Annotated in this window: 26 protein-coding genes; 15 read left to right on the top strand and 11 right to left on the bottom strand. The window is 66.7% G+C overall.

The features are described from left to right. Positions 1 to 90 precede the first annotated feature (90 nt). Complete coding sequence (locus CFB52_RS12530; protein ID WP_059646352.1) at positions 91 to 588, top strand: GNAT family N-acetyltransferase; 498 nt, start codon at positions 91 to 93, stop codon at positions 586 to 588. A 71-nt stretch (positions 589 to 659) separates the two neighbouring features. Here CFB52_RS12530 and CFB52_RS12525 read toward each other — a convergent pair whose 3' ends face one another. The 4 genes from CFB52_RS12525 to CFB52_RS12510 all read right to left on the bottom strand — a co-directional run bounded on the left by CFB52_RS12525 (position 660) and on the right by CFB52_RS12510 (position 3,866). Continuing rightward, on the bottom strand, positions 660 to 1,439 hold the full coding sequence (locus tag CFB52_RS12525; RefSeq protein WP_060311936.1) for an ABC transporter ATP-binding protein: 780 nt from the start codon (positions 1,437 to 1,439) through the stop codon (positions 660 to 662). An 18-nt stretch (positions 1,440 to 1,457) separates the two neighbouring features. Beyond that, complete coding sequence (locus CFB52_RS12520; protein WP_059576621.1) at positions 1,458 to 2,171, bottom strand: ABC transporter permease; 714 nt, start codon at positions 2,169 to 2,171, stop codon at positions 1,458 to 1,460. Then, complete coding sequence (locus CFB52_RS12515) at positions 2,168 to 2,857, bottom strand: ABC transporter permease (RefSeq protein ID WP_099316707.1); 690 nt, start codon at positions 2,855 to 2,857, stop codon at positions 2,168 to 2,170. Before CFB52_RS12515 ends, CFB52_RS12520 begins: the two co-directional genes overlap by 4 nt. Before the next feature lie 226 nt (positions 2,858 to 3,083). Then, on the bottom strand, positions 3,084 to 3,866 hold the full coding sequence (locus tag CFB52_RS12510; RefSeq protein WP_059576902.1) for an ABC transporter substrate-binding protein: 783 nt from the start codon (positions 3,864 to 3,866) through the stop codon (positions 3,084 to 3,086). A 366-nt stretch (positions 3,867 to 4,232) separates the two neighbouring features. Here CFB52_RS12510 and CFB52_RS12505 point away from each other — a divergent pair, with 366 nt between their 5' ends. After that, positions 4,233 to 4,943 (top strand): pirin family protein, encoded by a 711-nt coding sequence (locus tag CFB52_RS12505; RefSeq protein WP_059576618.1) that lies wholly within the window; start codon positions 4,233 to 4,235, stop codon positions 4,941 to 4,943. A gap of 69 nt (positions 4,944 to 5,012) precedes the next feature. On the opposite strand, the gene CFB52_RS12500 is transcribed toward CFB52_RS12505, so the two are convergent. Next, positions 5,013 to 5,567, bottom strand: a complete 555-nt coding sequence (locus CFB52_RS12500) for a periplasmic heavy metal sensor (protein ID WP_059576616.1) — start codon at positions 5,565 to 5,567, stop codon at positions 5,013 to 5,015. 224 nt (positions 5,568 to 5,791) lie between these two features. On the opposite strand from CFB52_RS12500, the gene CFB52_RS12495 reads away from it, so the two are divergent. Together CFB52_RS12495 and CFB52_RS12490 are read left to right on the top strand one after the other, a co-directional pair. Beyond that, positions 5,792 to 6,517, top strand: coding sequence for a response regulator (locus CFB52_RS12495; protein ID WP_006493394.1), 726 nt, complete (start codon positions 5,792 to 5,794; stop codon positions 6,515 to 6,517). After that, positions 6,501 to 7,817: an ATP-binding protein gene (locus CFB52_RS12490; RefSeq protein WP_059576612.1), complete on the top strand. Its 1,317-nt coding sequence runs from the start codon at positions 6,501 to 6,503 to the stop codon at positions 7,815 to 7,817. The genes CFB52_RS12495 and CFB52_RS12490 overlap by 17 nt, the downstream gene beginning before the upstream one ends. 42 nt (positions 7,818 to 7,859) lie before the next feature. On the opposite strand, the gene CFB52_RS12485 is transcribed toward CFB52_RS12490, so the two are convergent. Next, complete coding sequence (locus CFB52_RS12485; protein ID WP_011545926.1) at positions 7,860 to 8,126, bottom strand: hypothetical protein; 267 nt, start codon at positions 8,124 to 8,126, stop codon at positions 7,860 to 7,862. 500 nt (positions 8,127 to 8,626) lie between these two features. Between CFB52_RS12485 and CFB52_RS12480 the strand changes: the two genes are divergently transcribed. Both CFB52_RS12480 and CFB52_RS12475 read left to right on the top strand, forming a co-directional pair. Next, positions 8,627 to 10,384, top strand: coding sequence for an ABC transporter permease subunit (locus tag CFB52_RS12480; protein WP_027813839.1), 1,758 nt, complete (start codon positions 8,627 to 8,629; stop codon positions 10,382 to 10,384). Positions 10,385 to 10,406: 22 nt separating this feature from the next. Beyond that, positions 10,407 to 11,744, top strand: coding sequence for an AAA-associated domain-containing protein (locus tag CFB52_RS12475; protein WP_059576606.1), 1,338 nt, complete (start codon positions 10,407 to 10,409; stop codon positions 11,742 to 11,744). A 112-nt stretch (positions 11,745 to 11,856) separates the two neighbouring features. On the opposite strand, the gene CFB52_RS12470 is transcribed toward CFB52_RS12475, so the two are convergent. Beyond that, a complete protein-coding gene (locus tag CFB52_RS12470) occupies positions 11,857 to 12,054 on the bottom strand; it encodes a hypothetical protein (RefSeq protein WP_124659349.1) in 198 nt (65 codons plus the stop codon). 191 nt (positions 12,055 to 12,245) lie between these two features. Between CFB52_RS12470 and tssI the strand changes: the two genes are divergently transcribed. From tssI to CFB52_RS12440, 6 genes are all read left to right on the top strand, one after another. Further along, entirely contained in the window at positions 12,246 to 15,245 is a 3,000-nt protein-coding gene (gene tssI, locus CFB52_RS12465; protein ID WP_099316946.1) for a type VI secretion system Vgr family protein, read from the top strand. A 95-nt stretch (positions 15,246 to 15,340) separates the two neighbouring features. Continuing rightward, complete coding sequence (locus tag CFB52_RS12460) at positions 15,341 to 16,027, top strand: ankyrin repeat domain-containing protein (protein WP_226094006.1); 687 nt, start codon at positions 15,341 to 15,343, stop codon at positions 16,025 to 16,027. A 97-nt stretch (positions 16,028 to 16,124) separates the two neighbouring features. Further along, the gene (locus tag CFB52_RS12455; protein WP_059576595.1) at positions 16,125 to 16,946 is read left to right on the top strand and encodes a DcrB-related protein; all 822 of its coding nucleotides are present in this window, start codon (positions 16,125 to 16,127) and stop codon (positions 16,944 to 16,946) included. A gap of 12 nt (positions 16,947 to 16,958) precedes the next feature. Beyond that, positions 16,959 to 18,299: a PAAR domain-containing protein gene (locus tag CFB52_RS12450; RefSeq protein WP_196485245.1), complete on the top strand. Its 1,341-nt coding sequence runs from the start codon at positions 16,959 to 16,961 to the stop codon at positions 18,297 to 18,299. Between the two features lie 11 nt (positions 18,300 to 18,310). Next, complete coding sequence (locus CFB52_RS12445; protein WP_089465043.1) at positions 18,311 to 18,781, top strand: hypothetical protein; 471 nt, start codon at positions 18,311 to 18,313, stop codon at positions 18,779 to 18,781. A gap of 49 nt (positions 18,782 to 18,830) precedes the next feature. Then, complete coding sequence (locus CFB52_RS12440; protein WP_124659348.1) at positions 18,831 to 19,328, top strand: tetratricopeptide repeat protein; 498 nt, start codon at positions 18,831 to 18,833, stop codon at positions 19,326 to 19,328. A 66-nt stretch (positions 19,329 to 19,394) separates the two neighbouring features. Here CFB52_RS12440 and CFB52_RS12435 read toward each other — a convergent pair whose 3' ends face one another. After that, positions 19,395 to 19,889, bottom strand: a complete 495-nt coding sequence (locus CFB52_RS12435; RefSeq protein ID WP_099316706.1) for a hypothetical protein — start codon at positions 19,887 to 19,889, stop codon at positions 19,395 to 19,397. Then, complete coding sequence (locus CFB52_RS12430) at positions 19,886 to 20,437, bottom strand: hypothetical protein (protein ID WP_059576580.1); 552 nt, start codon at positions 20,435 to 20,437, stop codon at positions 19,886 to 19,888. The genes CFB52_RS12435 and CFB52_RS12430 overlap by 4 nt, the downstream gene beginning before the upstream one ends. Before the next feature lie 289 nt (positions 20,438 to 20,726). On the opposite strand from CFB52_RS12430, the gene CFB52_RS12425 reads away from it, so the two are divergent. The 3 genes from CFB52_RS12425 (at position 20,727) to CFB52_RS12415 (ending at position 23,082) form a co-directional block, all read left to right on the top strand. Further along, positions 20,727 to 20,936: a hypothetical protein gene (locus CFB52_RS12425; protein WP_081066494.1), complete on the top strand. Its 210-nt coding sequence runs from the start codon at positions 20,727 to 20,729 to the stop codon at positions 20,934 to 20,936. Between the two features lie 138 nt (positions 20,937 to 21,074). Next, positions 21,075 to 22,496 (top strand): alpha,alpha-trehalose-phosphate synthase (UDP-forming), encoded by a 1,422-nt coding sequence (gene otsA / locus CFB52_RS12420; protein WP_060311941.1) that lies wholly within the window; start codon positions 21,075 to 21,077, stop codon positions 22,494 to 22,496. Continuing rightward, complete coding sequence (locus tag CFB52_RS12415; RefSeq protein WP_099316945.1) at positions 22,489 to 23,082, top strand: AAA family ATPase; 594 nt, start codon at positions 22,489 to 22,491, stop codon at positions 23,080 to 23,082. Before otsA ends, CFB52_RS12415 begins: the two co-directional genes overlap by 8 nt. Positions 23,083 to 23,112: 30 nt before the next feature. On the opposite strand, the gene CFB52_RS12410 is transcribed toward CFB52_RS12415, so the two are convergent. Continuing rightward, positions 23,113 to 24,480 carry an MFS transporter gene (locus CFB52_RS12410; RefSeq protein ID WP_059576575.1) on the bottom strand — a complete coding sequence of 456 codons (1,368 nt, stop codon included), beginning with the start codon at positions 24,478 to 24,480 and terminating at the stop codon, positions 23,113 to 23,115. 182 nt (positions 24,481 to 24,662) lie between these two features. Next, positions 24,663 to 25,043, bottom strand: coding sequence for a DUF5594 family protein (locus CFB52_RS12405; RefSeq protein ID WP_099316705.1), 381 nt, complete (start codon positions 25,041 to 25,043; stop codon positions 24,663 to 24,665). Positions 25,044 to 25,087 lie beyond the last annotated feature (44 nt).

Here is a 25,087-nt window from a genome sequence, read left to right as displayed (position 1 = left end):
CGAACGTAGCATGACGGTTCGAACGGCGCCAGTGCGGTTGCGCGGCGCCGCTTGTCCGTTTCACATCCGGGCCGGAGGAGGGCTCAACCCGTGCAAATCGATATTCGCTCCGCGACCGTCGCCGACGTGCCGCTGATCCTGCGCTTCATCACCGAACTGGCCGTCTACGAGAAGGCCGAGCACGAAGTCGTCGCCACGCCCGAATCGCTCGAACGCAGCCTGTTCGGCGAAGGCTCGCCGGCGCGTGCGCTGATCTGCGAGGTCGACGGCGAGCCGGCCGGGTTCGCCGTGTATTTCTTCTCGTATTCGACGTGGCTCGCGCGGCAGGGGCTGTATCTGGAGGATCTGTACGTGTCGCCGCGTTTTCGCGGCGCCGGTGCGGGGCTGCAACTGCTGAAGGCGCTCGCGCGGGTCGCGGTCGAGTCGGGCTGCGGGCGTTTCGAATGGAGCGTGCTCGACTGGAACGAGCCGGCGATCCGCTTCTACGAGCGCGTCGGCGCGGCGCCGCAGAGCGAATGGGTGCGCTACCGGCTGGCGGGCGACGAGCTGCGCGCGTTCGCCGACGGCGCGCCGGTGAGCGCCGCGTGACGGGTAAACGCAAAACGGGCGCCGCGCGGCGAACCGCGGGGCGCCCGTTCGGGCGTGGCGGGTGACGGGCGTTACTTGAGGCTGCCCGACAGGAACGCGCGCAGGCGCTCGCTCTTCGGATGCGCGAGCACCTCGGCCGGCACGCCTTCCTCCTCGACGCGGCCCTGGTGCAGGAACATCACGTGATTCGACACGTTGCGCGCGAAGCCCATCTCGTGCGTGACGACGATCATCGTGCGGCCTTCCTCGGCCAGCTTCTGCATCACCTTCAGCACTTCGCCGACGAGTTCCGGGTCGAGCGCGGAGGTCGGCTCGTCGAACAGCATCACGTCAGGATGCATCGCCAGCGCCCGCGCGATCGCCACCCGCTGCTGCTGGCCGCCCGACAAATGCGACGGATACTGTTTCTCGACGCGCGGCGCGAGGCCGACCTTCTCGAGATACTCGCGCGCACGCTCCTCGGCTTCCTTCTTCGGGATGCCGAGCACGTTCACCGGCGCTTCCATCACGTTCTCGATCACGTTCATGTGCGACCACAGGTTGAAGTGCTGGAACACCATCGACAGCTTGGTGCGCACGCGCTGCAGCTGCTTCGGATCGGCCGCGCGCAGCGCGCCCGTCTTGTCGAGCGCGGTGCGCACTTCCTCGCGATCGACGAAGATGCGGCCCGCGTTCGGCTGCTCGAGGAAGTTGATACAGCGCAGCATCGTGCTCTTGCCGGAGCCGGACGAGCCGATCACGCTGATCACGTCGCCCGAGTTCGCCTTCAGCGACACGCCTTTGAGCACCTCGTTGTCGCCGTACCGCTTGTGGAGATCGTCGACGAAAAGCTTCTGGGTCTGGGAGTTCATCAGTAATCCTGCGAAAACTTACTTGCCTTGCGGGCGCAGATACGCGAGCCAGCGGCGCTCGGCCTGGCGGAACAGCCACACGAGCGTGAACGAGATCACGAGGTAGAGCAGGGCGGCGATGCCGAACGCGTGGAACGACATGTAGGTCGCCGAGTTCACGTCGCGCGCGATCTTCAGGATGTCCGGCACGGTCGCGGTGAAGGCCACCGTCGTCGCGTGCAGCATCAGGATCACTTCGTTGCTGTACAGCGGCAGCGCGCGGCGCAGCGCCGACGGCAGGATCACGCGGCGATACATCGTGAACGGGGACATCCCGTACGCGCGCGCGGCCTCGATCTCGCCGTACGACGTCGCCTTGATCGCGCCCGCGAAGATTTCGGTGGTGTACGCGCAGGTGTTCAGCGTGAACGCGAGCAGCGTGCAGTGCATCCCGTCGCGGAAGAACGCATCGAGCATCGGCGTGCCGCGCACGGCCTGCAGGCTGTAGAGGCCCGTGTAGCAGAGCAGCAGCTGCACGTAGAGCGGCGTGCCGCGGAACACGTACGTGTACAGCCACACGGCGCCCGACAGCCATTTCTTCTTCGACACGCGCGCGACCGCGAGCGGCACCGACAGGCAGAAGCCGAGGCCGATCGACACGACCAGCAGCCACAGCGTGATCGCGACACCGGTGATGCGATAGCCGTCGGTGTACAGATAGTTGCGCCAGTATTCTTGGATGAGTTCGATCATAGGTCAGCCTTGCGGACGCCGGTCGAGTAGCGCTTTTCGAGCCACATCAGCACGAAGTTCGAGATCGTCGTGATGGCGAGGTAGACGGCGCCCGCGATCAGCGTGAAGAAGAAGAACCGCAGCGTGCCCTTGCCGGCGTCCTGCGACGCCTTCACGACGTCGGCCAGGCCGATGATCGACACGAGCGCGGTCGACTTCACGAGCACCTGCCAGTTGTTGCCGATGCCCGGCAGCGCGAAGCGCATCATCTGCGGGAACATGATCCGCGTGAATACCTGCCAGTTCGTCATCCCGTAGGCGCTGCCGGCCTCGAGCTGGCCGCGCGGCACGGACAGGAACGCGCCGCGGAACGTCTCGGTGAAGTACGCGCCGTAGATGAAGCCGAGCACGAGCACGCCGGCGAGGAACGGGTCGATGTCGATCTGGTCCCAGCCGAGCGCGTCGGTCGCCATGTTCAGCCAGATCTGCAGGCTGTAGAACAGCAGCAGCATCAGCACGAGATCGGGAACGCCGCGGATCAGCGTCGTGTAGACGGTGCCGACGCCGTTCGTGACGCGGTTGCGCGACAGCTTCGCGCCGGCGCCGAGCAGCCCCAGCAGGAACGACAGCGAAAGCGAAAGCACCGCCAGTTTGACGGTTTGCCAGGTGCCGGCGAGGATCAGCGGGCCGTAGCCTTGTAGAAACATATGGGGTCCCTGGTGTGGTCCCTGGGGGCGCACGCCGTGCGCCGCGAAAGACGCGCCCGCCAAGCTGCGCGGAACGCCCCGTGCGTATCATGACCGTCCGCCCCGGCAACGGTGCCGGGTCTACCCGTCGCGAGCGGCGGGCAAGGGGCGGGCGGCGCGTGGTTGACTGCCTGTACTGCCCGGACGCGGGGCCGCCCCCGCATCCGCTGCTTCTTCTTGTCCGCGTTCAGCGGGCCGGTGCCGAATAGACGCTGAACGAGAAGTACTTGTGCGACAGCCGGTCGTACGTGCCGTCCTTGTGCATGTCGGCCAGCGCCTGGTTGATCCTGAGCTTCAGGTCGGTATCTTCCTTGCGCAGGCCGATCGCGGTGCCGTCGCCGATCGTCTTCGGATCCTTCACTTCCGGCCCGGCGAACGCGAAGCCCTTGCCGCGCGGCGTGCGCAGGAAGCCGTAGTCGGCCTGCAGTTCGTCCTGCAGCGTCGCGTCGAGGCGGCCCGTGCCGAGATCGGCATAGACCTGGTCCTGGTTCTGGTAAGGAACGATCGTCACGCCCTGCGGTTCCCAGTACGCCTTCGCGTACGATTCCTGCGTCGAACCCTGCTCGACGCCGACGCGCTTGCCTTTCAGCGACGCGACCGTCGGCCGCAGCGGCGAGCCGGCCTTCGCGATCATCCGTGCGGGCGCGTCATACACCTTGTCGGAGAAGTCGATCTGCTCGCGGCGCTTGTCCGTGACCGTCAGCGACGACACGATGACGTCGTACTTCTTCGCTTTCAGCGCCGGGATGATTCCGTCGAGATCCTGCGCCACCCACACGCATTTCACGTTGATCCGCTTGCAGATTTCCTTGGTGAGATCGACGTCGAAACCGACGATCTCGCCGCTCGGCGCGGTCGACTCGAACGGCGGGTAGCTGGCGTCGACGCCGATCCGCACGGTCTTCCACTCCTTCGCGAAGGCGCTGCCCGCCACGAGGGCGAGGGCGGCGCACAGGGCGGCCTTCTTCATTTCCATCCTTCTGTTGCTGACTTTCCGGGGGCGCTCGCGGCCGGTCGGACCGGGCGCCGCGGCGTATTCTAGACGGCCAAAAATCGCCGATAGGCGCTCTGGCGTGGGCGGCCGCCTCGAGGGCGAACGCCAAAAGGGCGGTATTTTACCCGAACGCGATACCCGGAAAACGGCAATCCGGCGCGATCGACCGATTCCTCGATTCGGCTGTTGCGGCAGTCGTGGCATTCGCAACGAATATTCGGGCAATTGGTGGCGTGCTTGCAACAATGAGGTGCATTGGCGGCGGATTGTGGCGCGTTCGGCGTCCCCCTACAGTGGAGGTAAACCCGAACAGAACACCTGCGCCCCCGAGCGTCCACCTCCATGTTCCAGATCCTGCGCGCCGAAGACCGCTGGCACACGCGCCACGGCTGGCTCGAATCGAGTCACAGCTTTTCATCCGCCTGCCGCACCGGGCATGAGCCCGCGCCGGTGCGTCCGCCCGTCGGCGCGTTGTGCGTGCTGAGCGAGGACATGATCGCGCCGACGCGCGGTTTCGGGATGCAGCCGCGCCGCGACGTGGAGATCGTCACTTACGTACTGGATGGCGTGCTTGCGCACCGCGACAGCCTCGGCTGCGGCGCGATCGTTCGAACCGGCGGAATCCAGCGGATGAGCGCCGGCACGGGGCTTGTGCACAGCGAAACCAACGCGTCGCGCGACCGGCCGCTGCACCTGTTGCAGATCTGGCTGCAGCCGGCCGGGCGGGGCGGGCGGCCCGATTACGAGGCGCGGCGTTTCGCCGACGACGAGAAGCGCGGCCGGTTGAGGCTCGTCGCGGCGCCCGACGGCGGCGACGGCGCGCTGTCGATACGGGCGGACGCGCGCATCTTCGCGGGGCTGATCGACGGCGACGAGACGACGGCGTTCGACGTGCCGGCCGGGCGCAGCATCTACGTGCACGTGGCGCGCGGCGAGGTCGAGGTCAACGGCCGCGCGCTGGCGGCCGGCGACGGCGCGCGGATCGGCGGGGCGGACGCGGTGGCGTTCGCGCGCGGCCGGCTGGCCGAGGTGCTGCTGTTCGACGTCGCCTGAAACGAAAAAGGGGACGCAGGCCGATGCCTGCGTCCCCTTCGGCGCCGCTGCGCAACGCGGCCCGCCCGCTTACTGCGCCGGCGCCGACGCGCCCTTGGCGGCCGCGCGATGCTGCTCCCAGCGCGCCTTCATCTTCTCGTGGCGCTGCTCCATGTTCGCGAACTGCTGCTTGAGCGCCGTGCTGACCATCGTCTTCTGCTGGTCGTTCAGCCCGTTGTAGAACGTGAGCCATGCGGCGGACGTCTGCTCGCGCAGTTGCGCGTTCTGCGCCTCCGCCTGCTGGCGCGCCGAATGCATCGCGCTCAGGTCGAGGATCGGCTGGTTCTGCTGCGCCTTGAACTGCTCGCGCATCTGCTCGTGGCTCTTGCGCATCGCGTCACGGTTCTGCTTCATCGTGTTGACGGCCGCTTGCCATTGCTGCTCTTGCGACGCATTGAGCTTCAGCTGGTCGTGCAGTTTCATGATCGCGCCGAACGGGCCGCCTTCATGCTCGCCGTGCATCCGGTGCATGCCGGGGCCGCCCGGCGGCGGCATGTCGTTGGGCTGCGCGGCATGCGCGGTGCCGAATGCGAGAGCGAGCAAGGCGGCGGCCGCGATGGCCACGCGGGAAGTCTTCTTATACATTTCAGAAACTCCTTGAATCCAAAGGGTCCGACGATGCGGTGCCGGGAAAGCCGGGTACCGCATCCGGTAAGACGCAGGTTAGCGATGCAGGCCCCGGCGGGTGTTACGCGGGGTGGCGGCCGGGTTACCGTGCATTACAGTTCCCTTGCGCGGTAACCCGCAGTAACCCTTTCGTCCCTTTGTTTCGTTCTTCGACTCCACCCTCGCGCGGTAAACTTCGAGCCATGACTACCCAGATCCTCATCGTCGACGACGACCAAGAACTCCGAGACCTGCTGCGCGACTATCTCGTGCGCCAGGGGATGGAAGTGTCCGTGCTGCACGACGCGGCGACGCTCGAGAAGCGCCTCGAGCGCGAGCGGCCCGACCTCATCGTGCTGGACCTGATGATGCCGGGCGTGGACGGCCTGACCGCGCTGCGCCAGTTGCGCGCGGCCGGCGACGACATCCCCGTGATCATGCTGACCGCGCGGGCGGACGACGTCGACCGCATCGTCGGGCTCGAGCTCGGCGCGGACGACTACCTCGGCAAGCCGTTCAACCCGCGCGAGCTGCTCGCGCGCGTGCAGGCCGTGCTGCGCCGCCGCCGCGCGACGCCGTCGGCCGCCGCCCCCGAGCAGCGCGAGCCGTTCGCGTTCGGCCGCTTCCTGCTCGACTTCCAGGCGCGCACGCTGTCGGTCGACGGCAAGCCGGCCACGCTGTCGAGCAGCGAATTCGCGCTGCTGAAGATCTTCGTGAACCATGCGCTGCGCACGCTCACGCGCGAGCGGCTGCTCGAGCTGCTGCACGGGCCCGAGTACGACGGCACCGACCGCGGCATCGACGTCCAGGTATGGCGCCTGCGCCGCATCCTCGAAACGGATCCGTCGACGCCGCGCTTCATCCAGACGGTCCGCGGGCGCGGCTACGTGTTCGTGCCCGACGGCGAGGCCCATGCGCAAACCCATTGATTCACTGTTCGGGCGGCTGGCGCTGCTCGTCGTCGGCGTCCTGCTGCTGTCGCACTTCGCATGGTTCTTCGCGATGCGGCTCGAGCGCAACCAGATGCAGACGCGTTATGCAGTCGAGGAGGCCGCGTTCCTCGTCGATGCGGTGCGCCAGCACGTCGCGCGCACGCCCGACCAGCCGCTGCCGTCGCGCGTGAGGCTCGTGTCGCCGGACAGCGCCGACGTGCCGAAGGGCGGCGATTCGGGGCTGCCGCCGCCGCTGAAGCGGTTTCGCGACGACGTGAGCGAGCGCATGCCGCCCGGCACGCAGGTCGAGATCGGCGCGCCCGGCCATCCGCCGGTGCTGTGGGTGAAGGAGCCGGCCGACCGCAACTGGATCGTGGTGCCCGTGCAGCCGCTGCGGCCGCCGCGCTCGCTCGACCGGATGCTGCTGTGGCTCGGCACGATCTTCTCGGCCGGCGTGATCGCCGCGCTGTTCGCCGCCTGGCAGTTGCAGCAGCCGCTGCGCTCGCTCGCGCGCGCGGTCGCGCGTTTCGGCCGCGGGCAGCCGGTGCCGCCGCTGCGCGAACGCGGCCCGCGCGAGCTGCGCCAGCTCACGCGCGGCTTCAATCAGATGGTGGAGCAGGTGTCGCAGGCCGAGAGCGATCGCGCGGTGATGCTGGCCGGCGTCGCGCACGACCTGCGCACGCCGCTCGCGCGGATGCGCCTGCGGGCCGAAATGATGGACGACGCGCGGCTGCGCGACGGCGTCGTGCGCGACGTCGACTCGATGTCGCACATCGTCGACCAGTTCCTGGTATTCGCACACGGCGGGGCCGACCGCAGCGAGCCGGTGCCGGTCGATCAGGCCTGCGAGCGGATCGCGCGCAGCTATCGTGCGGTCGCGCCGAACGCGCCGACGGTCCAGACGCGGCTGGAAGCCGATCCCGGCTTCCGGCTGCCGACGGCGACGCTCGACCGGATCCTGTCGAACCTGCTGGACAACGCGCATGCGTACGGTGCACCGCCCGTATTCGTCGAGACGGCGCGCACGCCGGCCGGCTACGTGCTGTCGGTCAGCGACAGCGGCGGCGGCATCGCGCCGCGCGACCTCGCGGCCGCCACGCGGCCGTTCGTGCGGCTCGATCCCGCGCGCGGCGGCAACGGCCACAGCGGGCTCGGGCTCGCGATCGTCGAGCGGCTCGTGCTCAGGCTGGGTGGCGCATGCGACATCGGCAATCGCCCCGAAGGCGGCCTGCGTGTGTCGATGACGTTCCCGTTCGAGGCCGTGCCGAAGGACGAACCTCACGAACAAGCCGCATGAGCGGCTGCGGCGCCTGCCCGGCCGGGCAGGCGCCGCGCGGCTTCATTCGCCGAACAGCGTGCCGAGCGTCTCGGCCGCATTGCTGTCGATCGTGTTGTAGGTCACCGTGGTGGCCTCGAAGATATAGACGGTCGTATACCGGCCGAGGCGCTCCAGGATTTCCTCCTGCAGCGATTCCGGCACGACGTTCATGTTCAGGTACCATGCCGTGGACGACAGCCGCGTCTGGAACGACCCGTACTCCTGCATCAGTTCATAGAACGCGTCGGCATCCTGATCGCGACAGACGATCACCAAGTTTCCTGCCATTCCCTTCCTCCCGCTCGTCGGTCGATCCCCGTGGCCTGTTGACAGAGGGCCGTGCACATTGCCGCGACACGGCCGAACCGGACCCGGGGGCTAGCCCCGATCATACCTGCTTCGCCGTATCCGGCTGCTGATGCCGCACAGGGTTTGTGGCCGCATGCGGGTGGCGGGTTCACGGCCGGGCCGGATCACGGCATAATTCGGGCCTGCGTGCCGGCCGCAGGACCGCGACCGGGCCGTTCCGTACCGCGCGCCCGCCATCCGCCCATGCGCCGGGCACGATCCCTGCGCTGCCCGCGCCGTCCCGGACGGTTGTGCCTGAAATACAGGTTGGTGTAGTGTCGTGCCGTCGCGGCCCGGCTCGACCGGCCGCGGCCGCGTGTGCGCGCACGGCGCGCCGCGCGCGCGAAATCGCCAGTCAATCGAATTACCGCGCCCGTGCGCTTTGCCATGAATCAACATCGACTGCCGGCTTCGTTCGGCCTTACCGGGGAGGGCGCCTGATGAACGTCGGATTCTTCAATCCGAACCGGACCGCCAACGCATCCGCGTGGCGCGTGCTGCCGAATCGGTGGGACTTCATCGCCTTTCCGCTGATCATCTGCCTGATCGCGATGGCGGTGGTCGGCTTCCACGAAACGATGGCGCCGATCGGCGTGCTGCAGACGCAGAAGATCTCGCTCGATCCGTCGAACCTGCCCGAATACGCGCTGCGCACCACGCTGCGGATGCTCGCCGCGATGGTCGCGTCGCTCGCGTTCACGCTCGTCTACGGCACGCTCGCGGCCAAGAGCCGCCGCGCGGGCATGGTGCTGATCCCGATCCTCGACATCCTGCAGTCGGTGCCGGTGCTCGGCTTCATCTCGTTTACGGTCACGTTCTTCCTCGCGCTGTTCCCGAGCCGCGTGCTCGGCGCCGAGCTGGCCGCGATCTTCGCGATCTTCACGAGCCAGGCGTGGAACATGACGTTCAGCTTCTACCAGTCGCTGCGCACGGTGCCGCGCGACCTGGACGAAGTGTCGCGCGGCTTCCACCTGACGTCCTGGCAGCGCTTCTGGAAGCTCGAGGTGCCGTTCTCGATGCCGGGCCTGATCTGGAACATGATGATGTCGATGTCGGGCGGCTGGTTCTTCGTCGTCGCGTCGGAGGCGATCACCGTCGGCAACCAGACGATCACGCTGCCGGGCATCGGCGCGTATCTTGCACAGGCGATCTCGGACAAGAACTTCGGCGCGATCGGCTGGGTGATCCTGACGATGACGGTCGTGATCCTCGCGTACGACCAGTTCCTGTTCCGCCCGCTCATCGCGTGGGCCGACAAGTTCCGGATGGAGAACACCGCGTCGGGCGATGCGCCGCAATCGTGGCTGCTGGACCTCGTGCGCCGCACGCGGCTGATTCATCAGCTGCTCGTGCCGGCCGGCTGGTTCTTCGCGAAGGCCGCGCGGATTCCGCTGCGCCTGCCGCTGTCGGGCGCGATGCGCTTCACGCTGCCGAAAGTCGAGAAGAAGGCGTCGCGCACGGTCGACATCGCGTGGGCCGGGCTCGTGCTGATCGGCACCGCCTATATCGTGTGGCGCGTCGTCAGCTTCGTCGCCACCGGCGTGACGATGGCCGAAGTCGGCCACGTGCTCGTGCTCGGGCTCATCACGCTGCTGCGCGTGGTCGTGCTGATCTCGATCGCGTCGGTGATCTGGGTGCCGATCGGCGTGTGGGTCGGGCTGCGCCCGAAGCTGGCCGAGAAGCTGCAGCCGCTCGCGCAGTTCCTCGCCGCGTTCCCGGCGAACCTGCTGTTCCCGGTGTTCGTGATCGTGATCGCGCGCTTCCACCTGAACGCGGACATCTGGCTGTCGCCGCTGATCGTGCTCGGCACGCAGTGGTATATCCTGTTCAACGTGATCGCCGGTGCGACGTCCTACCCGAACGACTATCGCGAAGCGGCGACCAACTTCCGCATCCGCGGCTGGCAGTGGTGGCGCCAGGCGATCCTGCCCGGCATCTTCCCGTACTACGTGACGGGCGCGATCACCGCATCGGGCGGCGCGTGGAACGCGAGCATCGTGTCCGAAGCCGTGCAGTGGGGCAGCACCCGGATCGAGGCGCACGGCCTCGGCGCCTACATCGCGCAGACCACCGCCGCCGGCGATTTTCCGAAGATCATCCTGGGCATCGCCGTGATGTCCCTGTTCGTCACCCTGTTCAACCGCCTGCTGTGGCGCCCGCTGTATGCCTTCGCCGAAGCGAAGCTGCGGCTCGACTGAGACCGATTGAGAGCGAAACGCGATGCACAATCCGAATGCTGTAAACGCCCCCGTCCAGACGTCCCAGCCGCCGCGCCCCGGTGAAGAAATCCTGCGCGTCGAGCACGTCTGCCGCGGTTTCAACAAGACACAGGGCGAGCTGCTCGTGCTCGACGACGCGAACCTGTCGCTGCGCGAAGGCGAGATCGTCGGGCTGCTCGGCCGGTCGGGTTCGGGCAAGTCGACACTGCTGCGCATCATCGCCGGGCTGATCGAGCCGACCGGCGGCGAAGTGACATACCTCGGCAAGCCGCTGCGCGGGCCGGCCGAGGGTGTCGCGATGGTGTTCCAGACCTTCGCGCTGTTCCCGTGGTTGACCGTGCTGCAGAACGTGGAAGCCGGGCTCGAAGCGCTCGGCGTCGGCGCGCGCGAGCGGCGCGAGCGCGCGCTCGCGGCGATCGACCTGATCGGTCTCGACGGCTTCGAGAACGCGTACCCGCGCGAGTTGTCGGGCGGCATGCGTCAGCGCGTGGGCTTCGCGCGCGCGCTCGTCGTCGATCCGACGATCCTGCTGATGGACGAGCCGTTCTCCGCGCTCGACGTGCTGACCGCCGAGACGCTGCGTACCGATTTGCTCGATCTGTGGACGCAAGGCCGCATGCCGATCAAGTCGGTGCTGATCGTCACGCACAACATCGAGGAAGCGGTGTTCATGTGCGACCGCATTCTCGTGCTGTCGTCGAACCCGGGCCGCGTGATCGCGGAGATCAAGGTGCCGTTCAAGCACCCGCGCAATCGTCTGGATCCGGCGTTCCGCAAGCTCGTCGACGACATCTACGCGAAGATGACGGCCCGCCAGACCGGCGAGGCGACGAAGAAGGGGCTCGAACTCGGCAGCTGGCTGCCGCAGGTGTCGACCAACCTGATGGCCGGCCTGATCGAGACGCTCGCGATGGCGCCGTACCACGGCCGCGCGGACATGCCGGAAATCGCGCGCACGCTGCACCTCGAGGTCGACGACCTGTTCCCGATCGCGGAAGTACTGCAGTACCTCGGCTTCGCGGACGTGCGCGAAGGCGACGTGTTCCTGACGCCGCCGGGGCGCGTGTTCGCGGAGTTCGGTACGCAGGAACGCAAGCTGATGTTCGCCGATCACTTGCTGAAGCACGTGCCGCTCGCCGCGCGGATCAAGAAGGTGCTGAACGAGCGCCCGGGCCATCGCGCGCCGCGCGTGCGCTTCGAGCAGGAGCTCGAGGATTTCCTGTCGGACGGCGCGGCCGAGGAAACGCTCGACGCGGTGATCGACTGGGGGCGTTACGGCGAGATCTTCTCGTACAACGACCAGACCGAGATCTTCAGCCTCGAGGACGTCGAGTCCTGATGCGATCGGGGTGATTCCGACGCGTCCCGCTGGAATCGCCCCGATGCTCCCGGCAGCGTGATTCGGCTGCCGCGACCGCCCTCGGCATTCGCAACGAGCGCCGGACGAGGGATCACCCAATTGTCGGATCGCGCTCCTGCTGGAAGCGCCGCGGATGGCATTCGCCGAGGATGCCGCGGCCGGCTTCGCTCTTCGGCCGCAACGCTTCGTTCACTTCCGCCGCCTTTTTCCCCTTCACCACGCGTTGAATGCCTGCCGCATTGGTGCGGAGTGCCTCGATCGCCGCGCGATCACGCGCGTCCATCGGCAATAAATATCAGGGATCGATCAACCGATCGACCGGAGGGGATTTCGGCGCGGAATACTAAATACTGACAAGTGGTTATGAATTTCCCTACGGTTTGATATATTTGGCGCCTTCAAGGCGGCTGAGAGCGCCTTGTTGGTGCGATAGCGTCCAGATCGCGGCGGGTTCGCCCGACAAAAAGAACGAGGTCAATGATGAGTTTCGCAGGAAACGGAAACCCCGCCGGGATGAGCGGGGGCGGCGCGGCCTTGGCCGGCGGTTTGACGAACCTGGGTTCGCTTGCCGGCATGGCGGGCCAACTGGGGGCGCTGACCGGCATGCCGGGCGCGGGGCTGCTGGGCGGTGCCGCGAGCGCGGTGCAACTGGCGCAAACAGGCTTGTCGCTGATGGGCAAGGCTCCGGAGTCGATCGCCGAGGCCATCAACAGCCTGACGGGCGCGCTCCCGCGCCTGACCCAGGACAATCGCTTCATCACGATCGAAACGCCGCTCGGCCCGGACGTGCTGCTGGTCAGCGCGGCGGTCATCGATGAACACGTCAATCAACTGACCGAAACACATCTCGACCTGCTTTCCCATCGCAACAATATCGAACCGCAGGAAATCGTCGGGCAGCGGGTCAAGATCACGCTCGAGCCGCAGAGCCGCAACTTCAGTCTGACGCGTGTCGTGACGTCGGCGGCCGATATCGAGACGAAGCGATATTTCGACGGTTACGTCGCATCGTTCGGCCGCGTCGGAAAGTCGGGTTCGGTCACCCGCTATGAAATGTCCGTCGTTCCGTGGTTCTGGTTTCTCACGCGCTCGACCGATTGCCGGATTTTCCAGAACCAGACGCCGCAGGACATCCTGAGCGACATTTTCCGCGAGATGGGTTTCTCGGATTTCGAGTTCGCGATGCAGGGCGAACGTCCGAAACTCGAGTACATCGTCATGTACGACGAGTCCTACTACAGTTTCTGCTCGCGCCTGATGGAGCAGGAAGGGCTGATCTGGACGATTCGCTACGAACAGGACAAGCACATCCTCGTGATCGGCGACACCAACGCGGTGTTCCAGCCGATTCCGAACCTGAAGACGATTCCGTACGAAGCCAACAGTGCCGCCAGCGAGCAGAACGGCATCGATCGATGGGATGAGGCGTTCAGTTTCCGGGTCGGCAAGATCACGTACCGGGATTTCAACTACAACCAGCCGTCGTCGCAACTAATGCATGTCGAGGTGCCGACCGTCAATCTGAAGCACTCGAACATCCAGACGACCGAGCGTTACCAGTTCCATTCGTTGTATGACCACGGCGATGACGGGCAGCGTTACGCGTGCTACGCGATGGAAGCGGAAGAAGCGCTCGCGCACCGTTTCAACGGCGCCGGTCACGCGCACGGGATGACGACGAGCGGCCGCTTCACGCTGGTCAATCACGGCACGTCCGCCTACAACAACAAGGACTTCGTGATCCTGCGCGTTCGTCACCAGGTGGCGAACGACTATACCCAGCAGACCTCGAAACTGCCGTACCACAACACGTTTACGTGCCTGCCGATCGACATTCCGTTCAGGCCGGAGCGGCGTACGCCCAAGCCGCACATGCAGGGCACCCAGTCCGCGATCGTGGTCGGGCCGAAGGGCGAGGAAATCCACACCGACGGCAGCCGGGTCAAGCTGCATTTCATGTGGGACCGCCGCGGCAAGCTCGACGGTTCCGATTCGATGTGGGTGCGCGTATCGCAACCGTGGGCAGGCAAGGGCTGGGGCGGTTCGGCGATTCCGCGGATCGGCCAGGAGGTGCTCGTCTCGTTCAATCAGGGCGATCCGGACAACCCCATCGTCGTCGGCCGCGTGTTCAACGGCGAATCGGGCAACCCGTATCACGGCAGCGGCGGCCAGACGATGGGGATGCGCAGCCAGACGCACAAGGGCGAGGGTTTCAACGAACTGCGGTTCTCGGATGTGAACGGCGCCCAGGAAGTTTTTCTGCATGCGCAGAAGGACATGAAGACCATCGTCAAGGATAGCGAATCGCATACGGTCGAATCCGGCGCGCGGAACGTGTCGGTGCTCAAAGGCGACGAGAGCAAGCACATCGCGGAAGGCAGCCTGTCGGAAAAGATCGCGAAGGCGCGCTTCACGACGGCCAACACCGTCGGCGTGCAGGCGCTCGCGGGCGATGCCGGGCCGGGCAAGCAGAGCTATCAGGCGACGGACGAGATCGAGCATCGGGTCGGCGCGAGCATCGTGACGCTGAAGCCGGACAGCATCAAGCTGTCCCACGGCGCCTCGAGCATCCTGATCAATCAGAGCGGCATTTTCCTCGATGGCCCGGTGATCCATCTGAACCAGGGGCTGTTCGTCACGCCCGAGCAGGCGATGGCGATCGAGTGGGCCAATCAGCAGGCGGTCATCGCGGCGGGTCTCGCGTCAGCCGATCCGAAGGTGCAGGCCGCGGCACGCAAGCTTCAGGCGACGGTCAAGGCGCAACAACTGGCGAAGCTCGCGGAAGCGGTGTACACGCCCGGGACGGCGCCGCCGGGATGGAAGAACGTGTCGAACGACCCCGAAGCGCTGAAGAAGTTCGGCATGCGGCCGCAGGATCTGAAGATTCCCGGCAGCAATTTCGGCGCGCAGGTCTATGCGCCCGATCCTGCGGTGTTCGGCGACAGCATGAAGCCGACGCTGGCCTTCAAGGGCACGCAGCCGACGGTCAAGGAGGACTGGTCGAACAACCTCAGCCAGGGGCTGGGCGACAATTCGCCGTACTACGATCGCGCCGTGACCCTCGGCAAGAAGATCCATGGTTCCGGCAATGCGGGCGGCCTCGACCTCACAGGCCATTCGCTCGGCGGCGGGTTGGCGTCGGCTGCATCGCAGGCGAGCGGCGCGGGCGCGACCACTTTCAACGCGGCAGGCCTCAATCCTGAAACGTTGCCGCTGTACGGCGCCACGCCGCGGGCGTCGTCGATCACGAACTATCGCGTCGACGGCGACATCCTGACGGGCTCGCAGGAGGGCGGGCTCGGCCCGATCAGCGAGGTGACGTCCCACCTGATGCCCAAGGCGGTCGGCGAGCAGATCACCATTCCGGGCACCAGCGTGACGACGGTCCAGCGGCACATGATGGGCCAGGTGACGAGCGGGCTGAATACGACCGTCGCCGAGCAGCAATCGTCGCTGCTGAGTCAACTTCAGGGACATTGATGAAATACAGCAAGGTCATCGCCGCAGGCGCGGTTGTCGCGGTCATCGGTTTGTCGTCGCCGTTCTGGTGGCCGACTCAAGCACAGGAAACAAAAATGGCAGACTTCAAACGTTACCCGCCCGAAGACTTTTTCACGGGACAGCAACTCGAGCTGGCGCGTGCCATTCGCGACGGGAATCTGGCGCAGGTCAAGGCGCTCGCGCCGCATGCCGATCTCGCTGCGCTGGGCAACAAGAAGGCCAGCCTGCTGTCGTTCGCGGTGCAGGAAGCCGTGCCGGTGAAGGCGGATGCCGCCAACGTGCGCCTTCAGATCGTCAGCGAACTGGTCCGGGACGGCGCGAAGCCCGAACAGCCGTTCGGCGAGAATGGCGCGAACGTCGCGTATCTGGCCGCGCGGGCCGACACGCCGAACCTGCTCAAGGCGTTGCTGGCCGGCGGCATGAATCCCGATCTCAAGTACGACGGCGATACGCCGCTGCTCTTCGCCACCTGCAAGGACACACTGTTGCCGCAAATGCGCCTGCTGGTCGAGCACAAGGCGAACGTCAATGTGCGGGATTCGATGAAGGAAACCGCGCTCTACGAAGCGACGCGCCTGCGGCAATGGGACGTCGTCGATTATCTGCTCGCGCACGGCGCCGATCCGTCGGTGAAGAACGACAACGGTCTCGCGTACGCGAAGGTCCTCGGCGACGAGTTGCAACAGACGCCGAAAGGCTCGCCGCAGCTGGGTCGCATCGAAGCCATCCACAAGCGTCTGGTCGCGGCCGGCGTGCAGTAACGTTGCCCCGTGACGGTTGCGTCGGCTGCGACCGTGCAGCCGGCGCACAGTTTCAATCCGGCGCCTGCCGCGGCGGGCACGCCGAACCGAGAAGAGCATGTCCGAATATCAGATGAACGATGCCGTCATTCAGTTGCCGGCGCACTTCAAAGACAAGACGATTCACCTGTTTACGGTCGATGAAACGGGGAGCGGTAGTAGCGGATTCACTTTCGTGGTGTCCCGCGCGCCGATGGAGCCGGACGATACGGTCGACACGTTCGTGACGCGGCTGGTCTCGGAGATGCGCAAGTCGCTGCCGCGTTTCGAATTGAAGCATCTGGAAAACCGGGAAATCGACGGCGAAACCGCGCGCGAAATCGATTATCGCTGGGTGTCGGAAGGCGCGCCGCTGCATCAGCGCCAGACGGTCGTGATGTCGCCGAAGGGCGGGCGCGAACGCGTGGCGATCAGTTTCATCGGCACCTGTCCGAAGTCGTTCACGGAGGACAAGAGCAAGGAATACAAGCGCCTGCTCGCGAGTGTCGTGCTGGCCCGGCCCGATCGGGCGGCCTTCGCGCCGAGGGCGCTCGGCCAGGACGAGGCCGGCATCGTGTTCGTGCTGCACGAGCCGAGCGCGACGCTGTACGCGCTCACGGGCATGGCCGAACTGTACCGGCACGACGTCACCGAAATGTTCGACGACACCGCGTTCTTCGGCCCGGGCGGTGAGCCGCTGGCGCTGCAGCCCGCCCCGGACGGGCAAGCGGCGTGGCGCGCGATGGACGGCCGTCAATTCGCGCTGTGGACGGCGGATGTGCGCGAGCACGCATCGCTGAGCGATCGACTTGACGGTGTGACGGCGGTGAAGGGCATGACCGGCATGCAGAGCGTCGAGGCCGTGCGTGCTTATCTGACCGCGGTTACGAACGCGGGCTGACGGGGAGCGGGCGTGGATACATTACTGGCGGCTGCGCGGTTGGGCGATCCGATCGCGCATACGGCATCCAAGGGATGGATGATCGCCGGGCTGATCGCGGGTGCGGTGATCGGCGCCGTCGCGGTGGTCGCGACGGGAGGTGCTGCGTTGACGGTCGTCGCTGCAATCGCGGCGGGCGCTGCCGCGGGCGGCGGTCTCGGCGAAGTGCTGGGCACGATGTCGTGGGCGCCGCGACATGTCACCGGAAGTCTCATAAAGGGTTCGCCCAACGTGTTCATCAACAGTCGCGCGGCGATGCGGGCCATCCTGAGCCAGGGCCTGTGCAGCGACCATGCGGGGCCGCCGCAGGTGGTCGCGCAGGGTTCGTCGACGGTGTTCATCAACAGCCAGCCGGCGAGCCGCAAGGAAGACCGGATGATGTGCGGCGCGTTGATCAACGACGGATCGCCCAACGTGTTCATCGGTGGCCCGGCGGTCGGCGAGTTCAATCCCGAGATCCCGGCGTGGGTGAACTGGACGATGGCCGCGGTGGGCATTGCTGCTGCGGCCGTTCTTGCGGGGCCCGCGCTGGCGCTGCTCGGTGCGGCCGGCGGCTTTCTCGGCGGCGAAGTCGGCGGATGGCTGGGCGGGAAGATCTTCGGCGAGGGTTCGGACGGGCAGAAGTGGTCGATGCTTGGAGGAAGCTTGCTGGGCGGATTCGGCGCGGGGAAGGGCGCCAGGCTCGTCGGCGGCGCGAGAGGAGCGGGCTCCGCGGCTGGCGAACTGTCGGCGCTGGAAGCGGCCGAAGGTGCGGCAGGGGCGACGGAGCAGCCGACGATTTCGCTGTTCGGTGTGCGTGGCGGCGGCCGGACGCCCGACGCAGAAGGCGTTCTGCACGAGTATCAGTACACTGGCCACGTCGGGTATTCATTCGACGGCGGCAAGACGATTTGGGGTTTTGGACCGGCAGTCGGGGATGCGACCGCGGCGGATGTATTCGCCAATCTGAAGTCATCCGGCAGTTATCCGGGGCAACTGACCCAGGACCAGGCAGCATTCTCGCTGATTGCGGAAAATCCACTGCCTGCCCGTGGCGGGGCCGGCACGCTACAGACCGTGTATGAGCAGAAGATACCTGTCACGCAGGAGCAGTACGAATCAATTCTGGCGGCACACGAGGAACTGGTGGCGCGCGGGCCCATGGACGACATCCGGTATCAATGGCCGCCCAAGTCTGGCGGCGCATGGCCGGAAAACAACTATAACTGTGCGACGTTCCCCGGCCGCCTGGGTATCCCGATTCCGGAAACGACCGGAAAATTGCAGTACTACATGCCCGAACTCGAGAAAGTCGGGACACCGTGGAAGCCGTGACATCAGATTCTATGAGTGAGAAAAAGGGTCTCTATACCGTAGCAGTGGAATCGTACGATCTGGTGCTCGTATCCGTCATCGATTCTCCGAGTCCGCATGTTTTTCGGGCGAAGGTAGAGCGCATCTATTCCAGCGGAAAGGGCATCACGCCGGATAATCTCGGGGCGGAAATCGTGTTCAACGGCGGTCCGCCGACTTGGGGCAACGTGGCACTTCAAGCCGGCGAGCGTGCTCTTCTGTTCGTGAGAGCGCAGGCCGGTGCGTTGAACGAGTATCCGTCGCGCGGGCACATGGTCCTGGAAGACATGGACGGTGAATTGGGCGCCAGATTGCATGTTCCGGAGCTGTGGCTGCGTGAGGATGTGCCGGAGGCGGTGAAGGCTGCGGCGAGTCAGCATCCAACATGGCGGAATGCGTCGATCGTCAAGTTCAGTGTGCTGGAAACTTATCTGAACGGCTTGATCGCGAGGGCCGGGCGTTGAGCCGGGGCGGTTTCCGGACAGCGAAGCGGATAATGCAAGTGCGAAGTTTTTGGAGCTGAATCGAATGACCGATAAGAATCCCGATTTTTCACCGATGCGCATGCGGGCACGCGGATTCGTGTCGCAGGGCCGTATCGAGGACGCGCTCGGGTTGTACGGCGACATCCTGAAACTAGCGCCGGAAGACGCGGCGACGTATGCCGATCGTGGCACGACCTTCGCGATGATCAAGAAGACCGATCTCGCGCTGAACGATCTGAACCGGGCCATCGAACTGGGCTATACGGATCCGTCGGCGTATTGCACGCTCGCGACGATTTATCTCGAAGGCGGCGCCTACCAGAAGTCGCTCGATTACTTCGACCGGGCGCTGAAGCTCAATCCCGACCAGCCTTTCGTCTATTTCAATCGCGCCAGGGCATACGAGACGCTGGGTGATATCAAAGCGTCGATCGCCGATCTGGAGCGGTGCCTGACCTACAACCCGGACGATGCGCTGTCCGCGAAGATCAAGGAAAGGGTGGCGCAGCTTCGCACGCGTCTATAATCACCGTAGCTCGCGAGTACGCAAAACGGCAGGGGCGCCACGCACGATGCGCGGCGCATCGCACCGTTACTGCAAATTCCCCCACCGATCGACTGCCGGTTCCGCCGACGCCCACTTCCAGTGCGTGCCTTGCTGGCACGCATTCGCGAAATACCAGTCGGCCTTGTCGCCGTCCTTCACCGAGAACGCGAATTCCTTGCACAGCGCGAGCGCCGACGAGTACGCGCGCGTGACGCGCACTTCGCCTTCGCCGTTTTCCAGCGGCAGCGTGTTCTTCACCTTCCACGGCTTCACTTCACCGACGGCGAGGCTGCCGGCCGTCTTGGCGATCGCGTCCTGCTGGTTCTGATGAAGCTGCTTCATCGTGCGGTTGACGGCTTCGTCGGTCGCGGCCTGCACGGCAATCCCGACGCCCACGCCGACCGCCGGGTTCGCGGTGACGAGGCCCGTCGCCGCGCCGGCCAGCGCACCGCTCGCCGCGCCGACCGAGCCGCAGCCCGACAGCGCGAGTGTCGCCGCGCACAGCGCGCCGATCGCCGCGATATGGATCGCCACGCTCATTGCAGCGCGCCCCAGCGCTCGGTCGCCGGTTCCGCCGACGCCCATTTCCACACGGGGCCGTCGCGGCAGATGGTGGCGACGTAGAACGCCGATTGCGCGGGCTTGTCGGCCTTCGCCGGCGTATCGACCGCGAACACGATTTCCTTGCAGTCGAGCGGGCCGACGCTGATCATCCGGCTGACCGTCACGCGGCCCTGCTCGTCGTCCTCGATCGGGAACGAATGGTGCGTCGACCACGGCGCGACGCCGCCGACGTCGAGCGGACCGGCCGCCTTCGCGATCTGGTCTTGCGTGTAGCGGTGCGCGACGCGTTGCGTGTACTGGACGCCCGCCCGTGCGCCGGCGACGGCGCCGAGGCCGATGCCGGTGGCGACGGCGGCGTTGTTGGTGACCTTGGAGGCGATCGCGGCGCCCGCGATACCGGCGCCGGCCGTCGCGCCTTCGCTGTACAGCGAATTGCAGCCGGACAGCAGTGCGGCCGCGGCGATCACGGCCAGCACGACGCGCGCCGGCGTGGCCCGGCGCGGCGATTCGAAGCGAATGTTCATCCCTGAGTGCAAGTCCTGTCTGGGTGAGCGGCGACGCATGCACGCTCCTGATGCCGCGTCATTGTTTCGCAATTGTCATGGGGAAACTGCAAAGCTTTGACAAATCGCCGTGCGGCTGGCCGCGTGCGCGCGGGCGGCGTTATTGTCGAATAGATGAACGACGAGGGGTCGAAACGTTACAAATTGAAGGTAATTGTTACCTTCGGATGCGATCGCGCGACCTAGACTGTTTTGTCATGGAATGTTTCTACGACGGCCTCGAGCCGCGCCGCATATGAGACACCCAGCCATGCGCCGTTCGAAACGGTTGTCACACCGGCCACCCGACGCGGCGGCCGGCCATCCGGAAGGCCGCCCGCGTCCGCGGACCGACGCGCCATCGGCCCCGCCCGCGGGCGCGCCGGACGAGGCGCCGTCGGACGGCGACCACAACCAGGGTGGTGCTCGCCCGGAAGGGCTCGACTATCAACGCGACCTCGGTCAGGAGCAGGACGCTTGATACGGTCGTCGCCGCATTCCACCGCCGTATTTCATTGCAATTCTCGGAACTGAGTCGCCGCGCGGCCGCCTTCGGGCCGCCGCGCCTGCTTTGGCGCGCGTCGCGCGTCAGCCAATCGGATCGAGGAGGGGAAATCGCATGAGCAGATTGATCGTGGTATCGAATCGTGTCGCCGCCGGCGAGGACACGCGCCCGAGCGCGGGCGGCCTGGCCGTCGGCGTGATGGACGCGCTGCGGGAAACGGGCGGCGTCTGGTTCGGCTGGAACGGCGAGATCGTCGGTGCGCCGGACGCCGAGCCCGCGATCCAGCGGGACGGCAACGTGACCTACGCGACGGTCGGGCTGACCCGGCGCGACTACGACCAGTACTACCGCGGCTTCTCGAACGCGACGCTGTGGCCGGTGTTCCATTACCGCGGCGATCTCGCGCGCTTCGACCGGCAGGAGTACGCCGGCTACCTGCGCGTGAACGCGATGCTCGCGAAGCAGCTCGCGGCGCTGTTGCGCCCGGATGACCTGATCTGGGTGCACGACTACCACCTGCTGCCGTTCGCGCACTGCCTGCGCGAGCTCGGCGTGAAGAACCCGATCGGCTTCTTCCTGCATATCCCGTTTCCGTCGCCCGACGTGCTGCGCCTCGTGCCGCCGCACGAGGAACTCGTCAAGTTCATGTGCGCGTACGATGTCGCGGGCTTCCAGACCGAGGCCGACAAGCAGGCCTTCACCGACTACATCGAGCGGCGCGGCATCGGCGCGGCGAGCGACGACGGGATGCTGCATGCGCACGGCCGCGTCGTGAAGGTCGCGGCCTATCCGATCGGCGTGCATCCCGACGCGATCGCGCAGGCAGCGATCCAGTACGGCGCTCGCAAGCCGGTGAAGATGCTGCGCGAGGCGCTGGGCGACCGCAAGCTGGTGATGAGCGTCGATCGCCTCGATTATTCGAAGGGGCTCGTCGAACGCTTCCAGTCGTTCGAGCGGATGCTCGCGAATGCGCCGGGCTGGCAAGGGCGCGTGTCGCTGCTGCAGATCGCGCCGCCGACGCGTTCCGACGTGCAGACCTACCAGCAGATCCGCGAGACGCTGGAAGGCGAGGCCGGCCGCATCAACGGCCGCTTCTCGCAGCTCGACTGGACGCCGATCCAGTATCTGAACCGCAAGTACGAGCGCAACCTGCTGATGGCGTTCTTCCGGATGTCGCAGGTCGGCTACGTGACGCCGCTGCGCGACGGGATGAATCTCGTCGCGAAGGAATACGTCGCGTCGCAGGATCCGGCCGATCCGGGCGTGCTCGTGCTGTCCGAGTTCGCGGGCGCGGCGGCCGAGCTGACCGGCGCGCTGCTCGTCAATCCGTACGATCTGTCGCAGATGGCCGAGGCGCTCGAACGCGCGCTGTCGATGCCGCTCGCGGAGCGGCAGGCGCGTCACGAGGAGAACCTCGCGCGGCTGCGCGAGAACGACCTGTCGGTCTGGCGCGACACGTTCGTCGCCGACCTGCGCAGTGTCGCGGCGGCGGCGTCGGTCACGCGGCGCGCGGGCCAGCGGGCCGCGCATGCGTGAGTTCGCGCAGCGTGCGGCGAGTGACGACGAAGAAGCCGACGACGCAACCGGCCGCTTCTTCGTCGTGACGGGCGGCCCGGGTTCGGGCAAGAGCACGTTGCTCGATGCGCTCGAGCGCGCCGGGTTCGCACGTTCGCAGGAAGCCGGGCGCGGCGTGATCCGCGACCAGATGGCCGTCGACGGGCCGGCGCTGCCGTGGCGCGACCCGGCTGCGTTCGCCGAGTTGATGCTGAGCTGGGAGATGCGGTCCTACCATCTCGCGCGGCACGCGCGCGGGCCGGTGTTCTTCGACCGCGGCGTGCCGGACGTGATCGGCTATCTGAAGCTGACCGGATTGGCGGTACCCGCGCACGCGGAAGCGGCGGCGCGGCGTTTTCGTTATCACCGGCGCGTGTTCATCGCGCCGCCGTGGCCCGACATCTATGCGCAGGACACCGAGCGCCGGCAGGATTTCGCGGAAGCGGTGCGGACCCATGACGCGATGGTCGATTGCTATACGTCGTACGGCTATCGGCTGATCGAATTGCCGCGCGCGAGCGTGAAGGCGCGCGTGCGCTTCGTGATGGACACGCTCGACGCCGCATGACACCCGCCGCGGGTGCGGCGCGCGACGGTGTCAGGCCGCCGGGTCCGGCGGCGGCGACGCGATGCGCAGCAGGCTGACGACCGCGGCCACCGCCGCGAACACCGTGGCGACATAGAGTGCGATCGTCGGCCCGCGATCGGGCGCGAGCCCGAAAATCAGCGCGACGAGCGCGGCGCCGAACGTCTGGCCCGTCAGGCGCGCGGTGCTCAGCATGCCGCCGGCGCCGCCGCTGCGCTCGCGCGGCGCCGACGACAGCATTGCGCGGTTGTTCGGCGACTGAAACAGTCCGAAGCCCGCGCCGCACAGCGCCATCCGCCACACGATGTCGACCGTGCCCGGGTGCGCGCCGATCGTCGCGAGCGACAGCAGCCCGGCTGCAAACAGCGCAAGCCCGATCCCGCCGAGCATGCCGGCCGAATAGCGGTCCGACAGCACGCCCGCGAGCGGCGCGGCGAACACGATCACGAGCGGCCACGGCGTCATGTAGAGGCCCGTCTCGACCTGCGAGAAGCCGAGCGAATGCTGCAGCCAGAACGGCAGCGCGACGAACGCGAGCATCTGCGACGTGAACGACGCCATCGACGTATAGATCGACAGCGCGAACATCGGGATGCGCATCAGGTCGACGGGTAGCAGCGGCGCCGGCTGCGACAACTGACGCTTCACGAAGAAGTAGCCGACCACGCCCGCGATGGCCAGTTCCGCCGCGACGTACGCATGACCTTCGCCGTGACCGAGCCCGTCGACGGCCGTGATCAGGAGGCCGAACACGCACGCGTTCATCAGCGCGCTCGGGAAGTCGTACGGCGCGTCGTGCAGCGGGTTGGCCGGCAGCGCGCGCAGGCTGCCGAGCACGGCCGCGATGCCGATCGGCACGTTGACCGCGAAGAGCCACGGCCACGACGCGAACGACAGGATCGCGGACGCGACCGTCGGGCCGATCGCCGACGACAGCGCGACCACCATCGCGTTGATCGACAGCCCGCGCCCGAGCATCGAGGACGGGTAGATCATCCTCACGAGCGCCGCGTTGACGCTCATGATGCCGGCCGCGCCGAACCCCTGGATCACGCGCATCACCGCCAGCATCGGCAGCGAGCCGGCCAGCGCGCAGCCGAGCGACGCCGCGGTGAACAGCGCGAGCCCGGCGATGTAGATGCGGCGATAGCCGATGCGCTCGCCGAGCGACGCGAGCGGCAGCAGCGTGATCGTGACCGCGAGCTGGTACGCGTTGACGATCCAGATCGACGCGGCGTCGGACGCGTGCAGGTCGCGCGCGATGGTCGGCAATGCGACGTTCGCGATGGCGCCGTCGAGCACGGCGAGCGTGATGCCCAGGGCGACGCAGACGATCGCCCAGTAGCGTTGCGGAAGCGGCAGGCCGGTATCGGCGTTCATGGCGGGAGCGAGAGCAGGGTTGTCCGCGCACCCGCTTGCCGGTTGCGTGCGCAACCATGTACGCGGTGGGCGGCGATGAACGGCCCGGCCGGCGCGGCTGCACCGGGGCGGGGCCGGTCGAGTGTATCACCGGGCCGCATCGTGCGACGGCGAGCCGCGCATTGGCCGGCTGGCGCGCGCATTCAGCCTTCGAAGTCGAGGCCGCCGAGCCGCACGAGCGGCTCGGCCTGAGTGCGCGACGCGAGATCGATGTCGCGCGCGCTTTGCCATGCGCCGAGCTTTCTCGGCAGCGCGGCGAGGTAGTGCTCGAAGCGTTGCAGGCCGTCGGGTTCCATCAGCCGCTCGATCTCGTCGGTGTCCCACGTCAGTTCGAGATTCAGCGGATGCACGAAGCCGCTCACGTGCTCGTGCGGCGCGCTGCGGATCTGCACGCGCGTCGGGTGCCCGTGCCCGCCATAGGGGACGACGTCGGCCCGCACGTGGTCGGCGAAGAACGCGGCGATCGCCTGCGCGATGCGCGGCGCGAATTCGGTATCGAAACGGCGGGCGGTTTCGGGCTGCATGAAGGCGTCTCCTGTGTGCCGAAAATCGTAGCACGGCGACGACG

The sequence above is a fragment of the Burkholderia sp. AU18528 genome, from assembly GCF_002223215.2.
Classification (GTDB): Bacteria; Pseudomonadota; Gammaproteobacteria; order Burkholderiales; family Burkholderiaceae; genus Burkholderia; species Burkholderia semiarida.
This window is presented reverse-complemented; position numbering and strand designations above follow the sequence as displayed.

Bases quoted from the DNA above. Each gene is read 5' to 3' on its own strand.
- CFB52_RS12515 (WP_099316707.1), bottom strand. From the start codon at position 2,857: ATGTTTCTACAAGGCTACGGCCCGCTGATCCTCGCCGGCACCTGGCAA.
- CFB52_RS12505 (WP_059576618.1), top strand. From the start codon at position 4,233: ATGTTCCAGATCCTGCGCGCCGAAGACCGCTGGCACACGCGCCACGGC.
- CFB52_RS12495 (WP_006493394.1), top strand. From the start codon at position 5,792: ATGACTACCCAGATCCTCATCGTCGACGACGACCAAGAACTCCGAGAC.
- CFB52_RS12485 (WP_011545926.1), bottom strand. From the start codon at position 8,126: ATGGCAGGAAACTTGGTGATCGTCTGTCGCGATCAGGATGCCGACGCG.
- CFB52_RS12500 (WP_059576616.1), bottom strand. From the start codon at position 5,567: ATGTATAAGAAGACTTCCCGCGTGGCCATCGCGGCCGCCGCCTTGCTC.
- CFB52_RS12520 (WP_059576621.1), bottom strand. From the start codon at position 2,171: ATGATCGAACTCATCCAAGAATACTGGCGCAACTATCTGTACACCGAC.
- tssI (WP_099316946.1), top strand. From the start codon at position 12,246: ATGAGTTTCGCAGGAAACGGAAACCCCGCCGGGATGAGCGGGGGCGGC.
- CFB52_RS12405 (WP_099316705.1), bottom strand. From the start codon at position 25,043: ATGCAGCCCGAAACCGCCCGCCGTTTCGATACCGAATTCGCGCCGCGC.
- CFB52_RS12445 (WP_089465043.1), top strand. From the start codon at position 18,311: ATGAGTGAGAAAAAGGGTCTCTATACCGTAGCAGTGGAATCGTACGAT.
- CFB52_RS12410 (WP_059576575.1), bottom strand. From the start codon at position 24,480: ATGAACGCCGATACCGGCCTGCCGCTTCCGCAACGCTACTGGGCGATC.
- CFB52_RS12425 (WP_081066494.1), top strand. From the start codon at position 20,727: ATGCGCCGTTCGAAACGGTTGTCACACCGGCCACCCGACGCGGCGGCC.
- CFB52_RS12460 (WP_226094006.1), top strand. From the start codon at position 15,341: ATGGCAGACTTCAAACGTTACCCGCCCGAAGACTTTTTCACGGGACAG.
- otsA (WP_060311941.1), top strand. From the start codon at position 21,075: ATGAGCAGATTGATCGTGGTATCGAATCGTGTCGCCGCCGGCGAGGAC.
- CFB52_RS12490 (WP_059576612.1), top strand. From the start codon at position 6,501: ATGCGCAAACCCATTGATTCACTGTTCGGGCGGCTGGCGCTGCTCGTC.
- CFB52_RS12430 (WP_059576580.1), bottom strand. From the start codon at position 20,437: ATGAACATTCGCTTCGAATCGCCGCGCCGGGCCACGCCGGCGCGCGTC.
- CFB52_RS12525 (WP_060311936.1), bottom strand. From the start codon at position 1,439: ATGAACTCCCAGACCCAGAAGCTTTTCGTCGACGATCTCCACAAGCGG.
- CFB52_RS12455 (WP_059576595.1), top strand. From the start codon at position 16,125: ATGTCCGAATATCAGATGAACGATGCCGTCATTCAGTTGCCGGCGCAC.
- CFB52_RS12415 (WP_099316945.1), top strand. From the start codon at position 22,489: ATGCGTGAGTTCGCGCAGCGTGCGGCGAGTGACGACGAAGAAGCCGAC.
- CFB52_RS12475 (WP_059576606.1), top strand. From the start codon at position 10,407: ATGCACAATCCGAATGCTGTAAACGCCCCCGTCCAGACGTCCCAGCCG.
- CFB52_RS12480 (WP_027813839.1), top strand. From the start codon at position 8,627: ATGAACGTCGGATTCTTCAATCCGAACCGGACCGCCAACGCATCCGCG.
- CFB52_RS12435 (WP_099316706.1), bottom strand. From the start codon at position 19,889: ATGAGCGTGGCGATCCATATCGCGGCGATCGGCGCGCTGTGCGCGGCG.
- CFB52_RS12510 (WP_059576902.1), bottom strand. From the start codon at position 3,866: ATGAAGAAGGCCGCCCTGTGCGCCGCCCTCGCCCTCGTGGCGGGCAGC.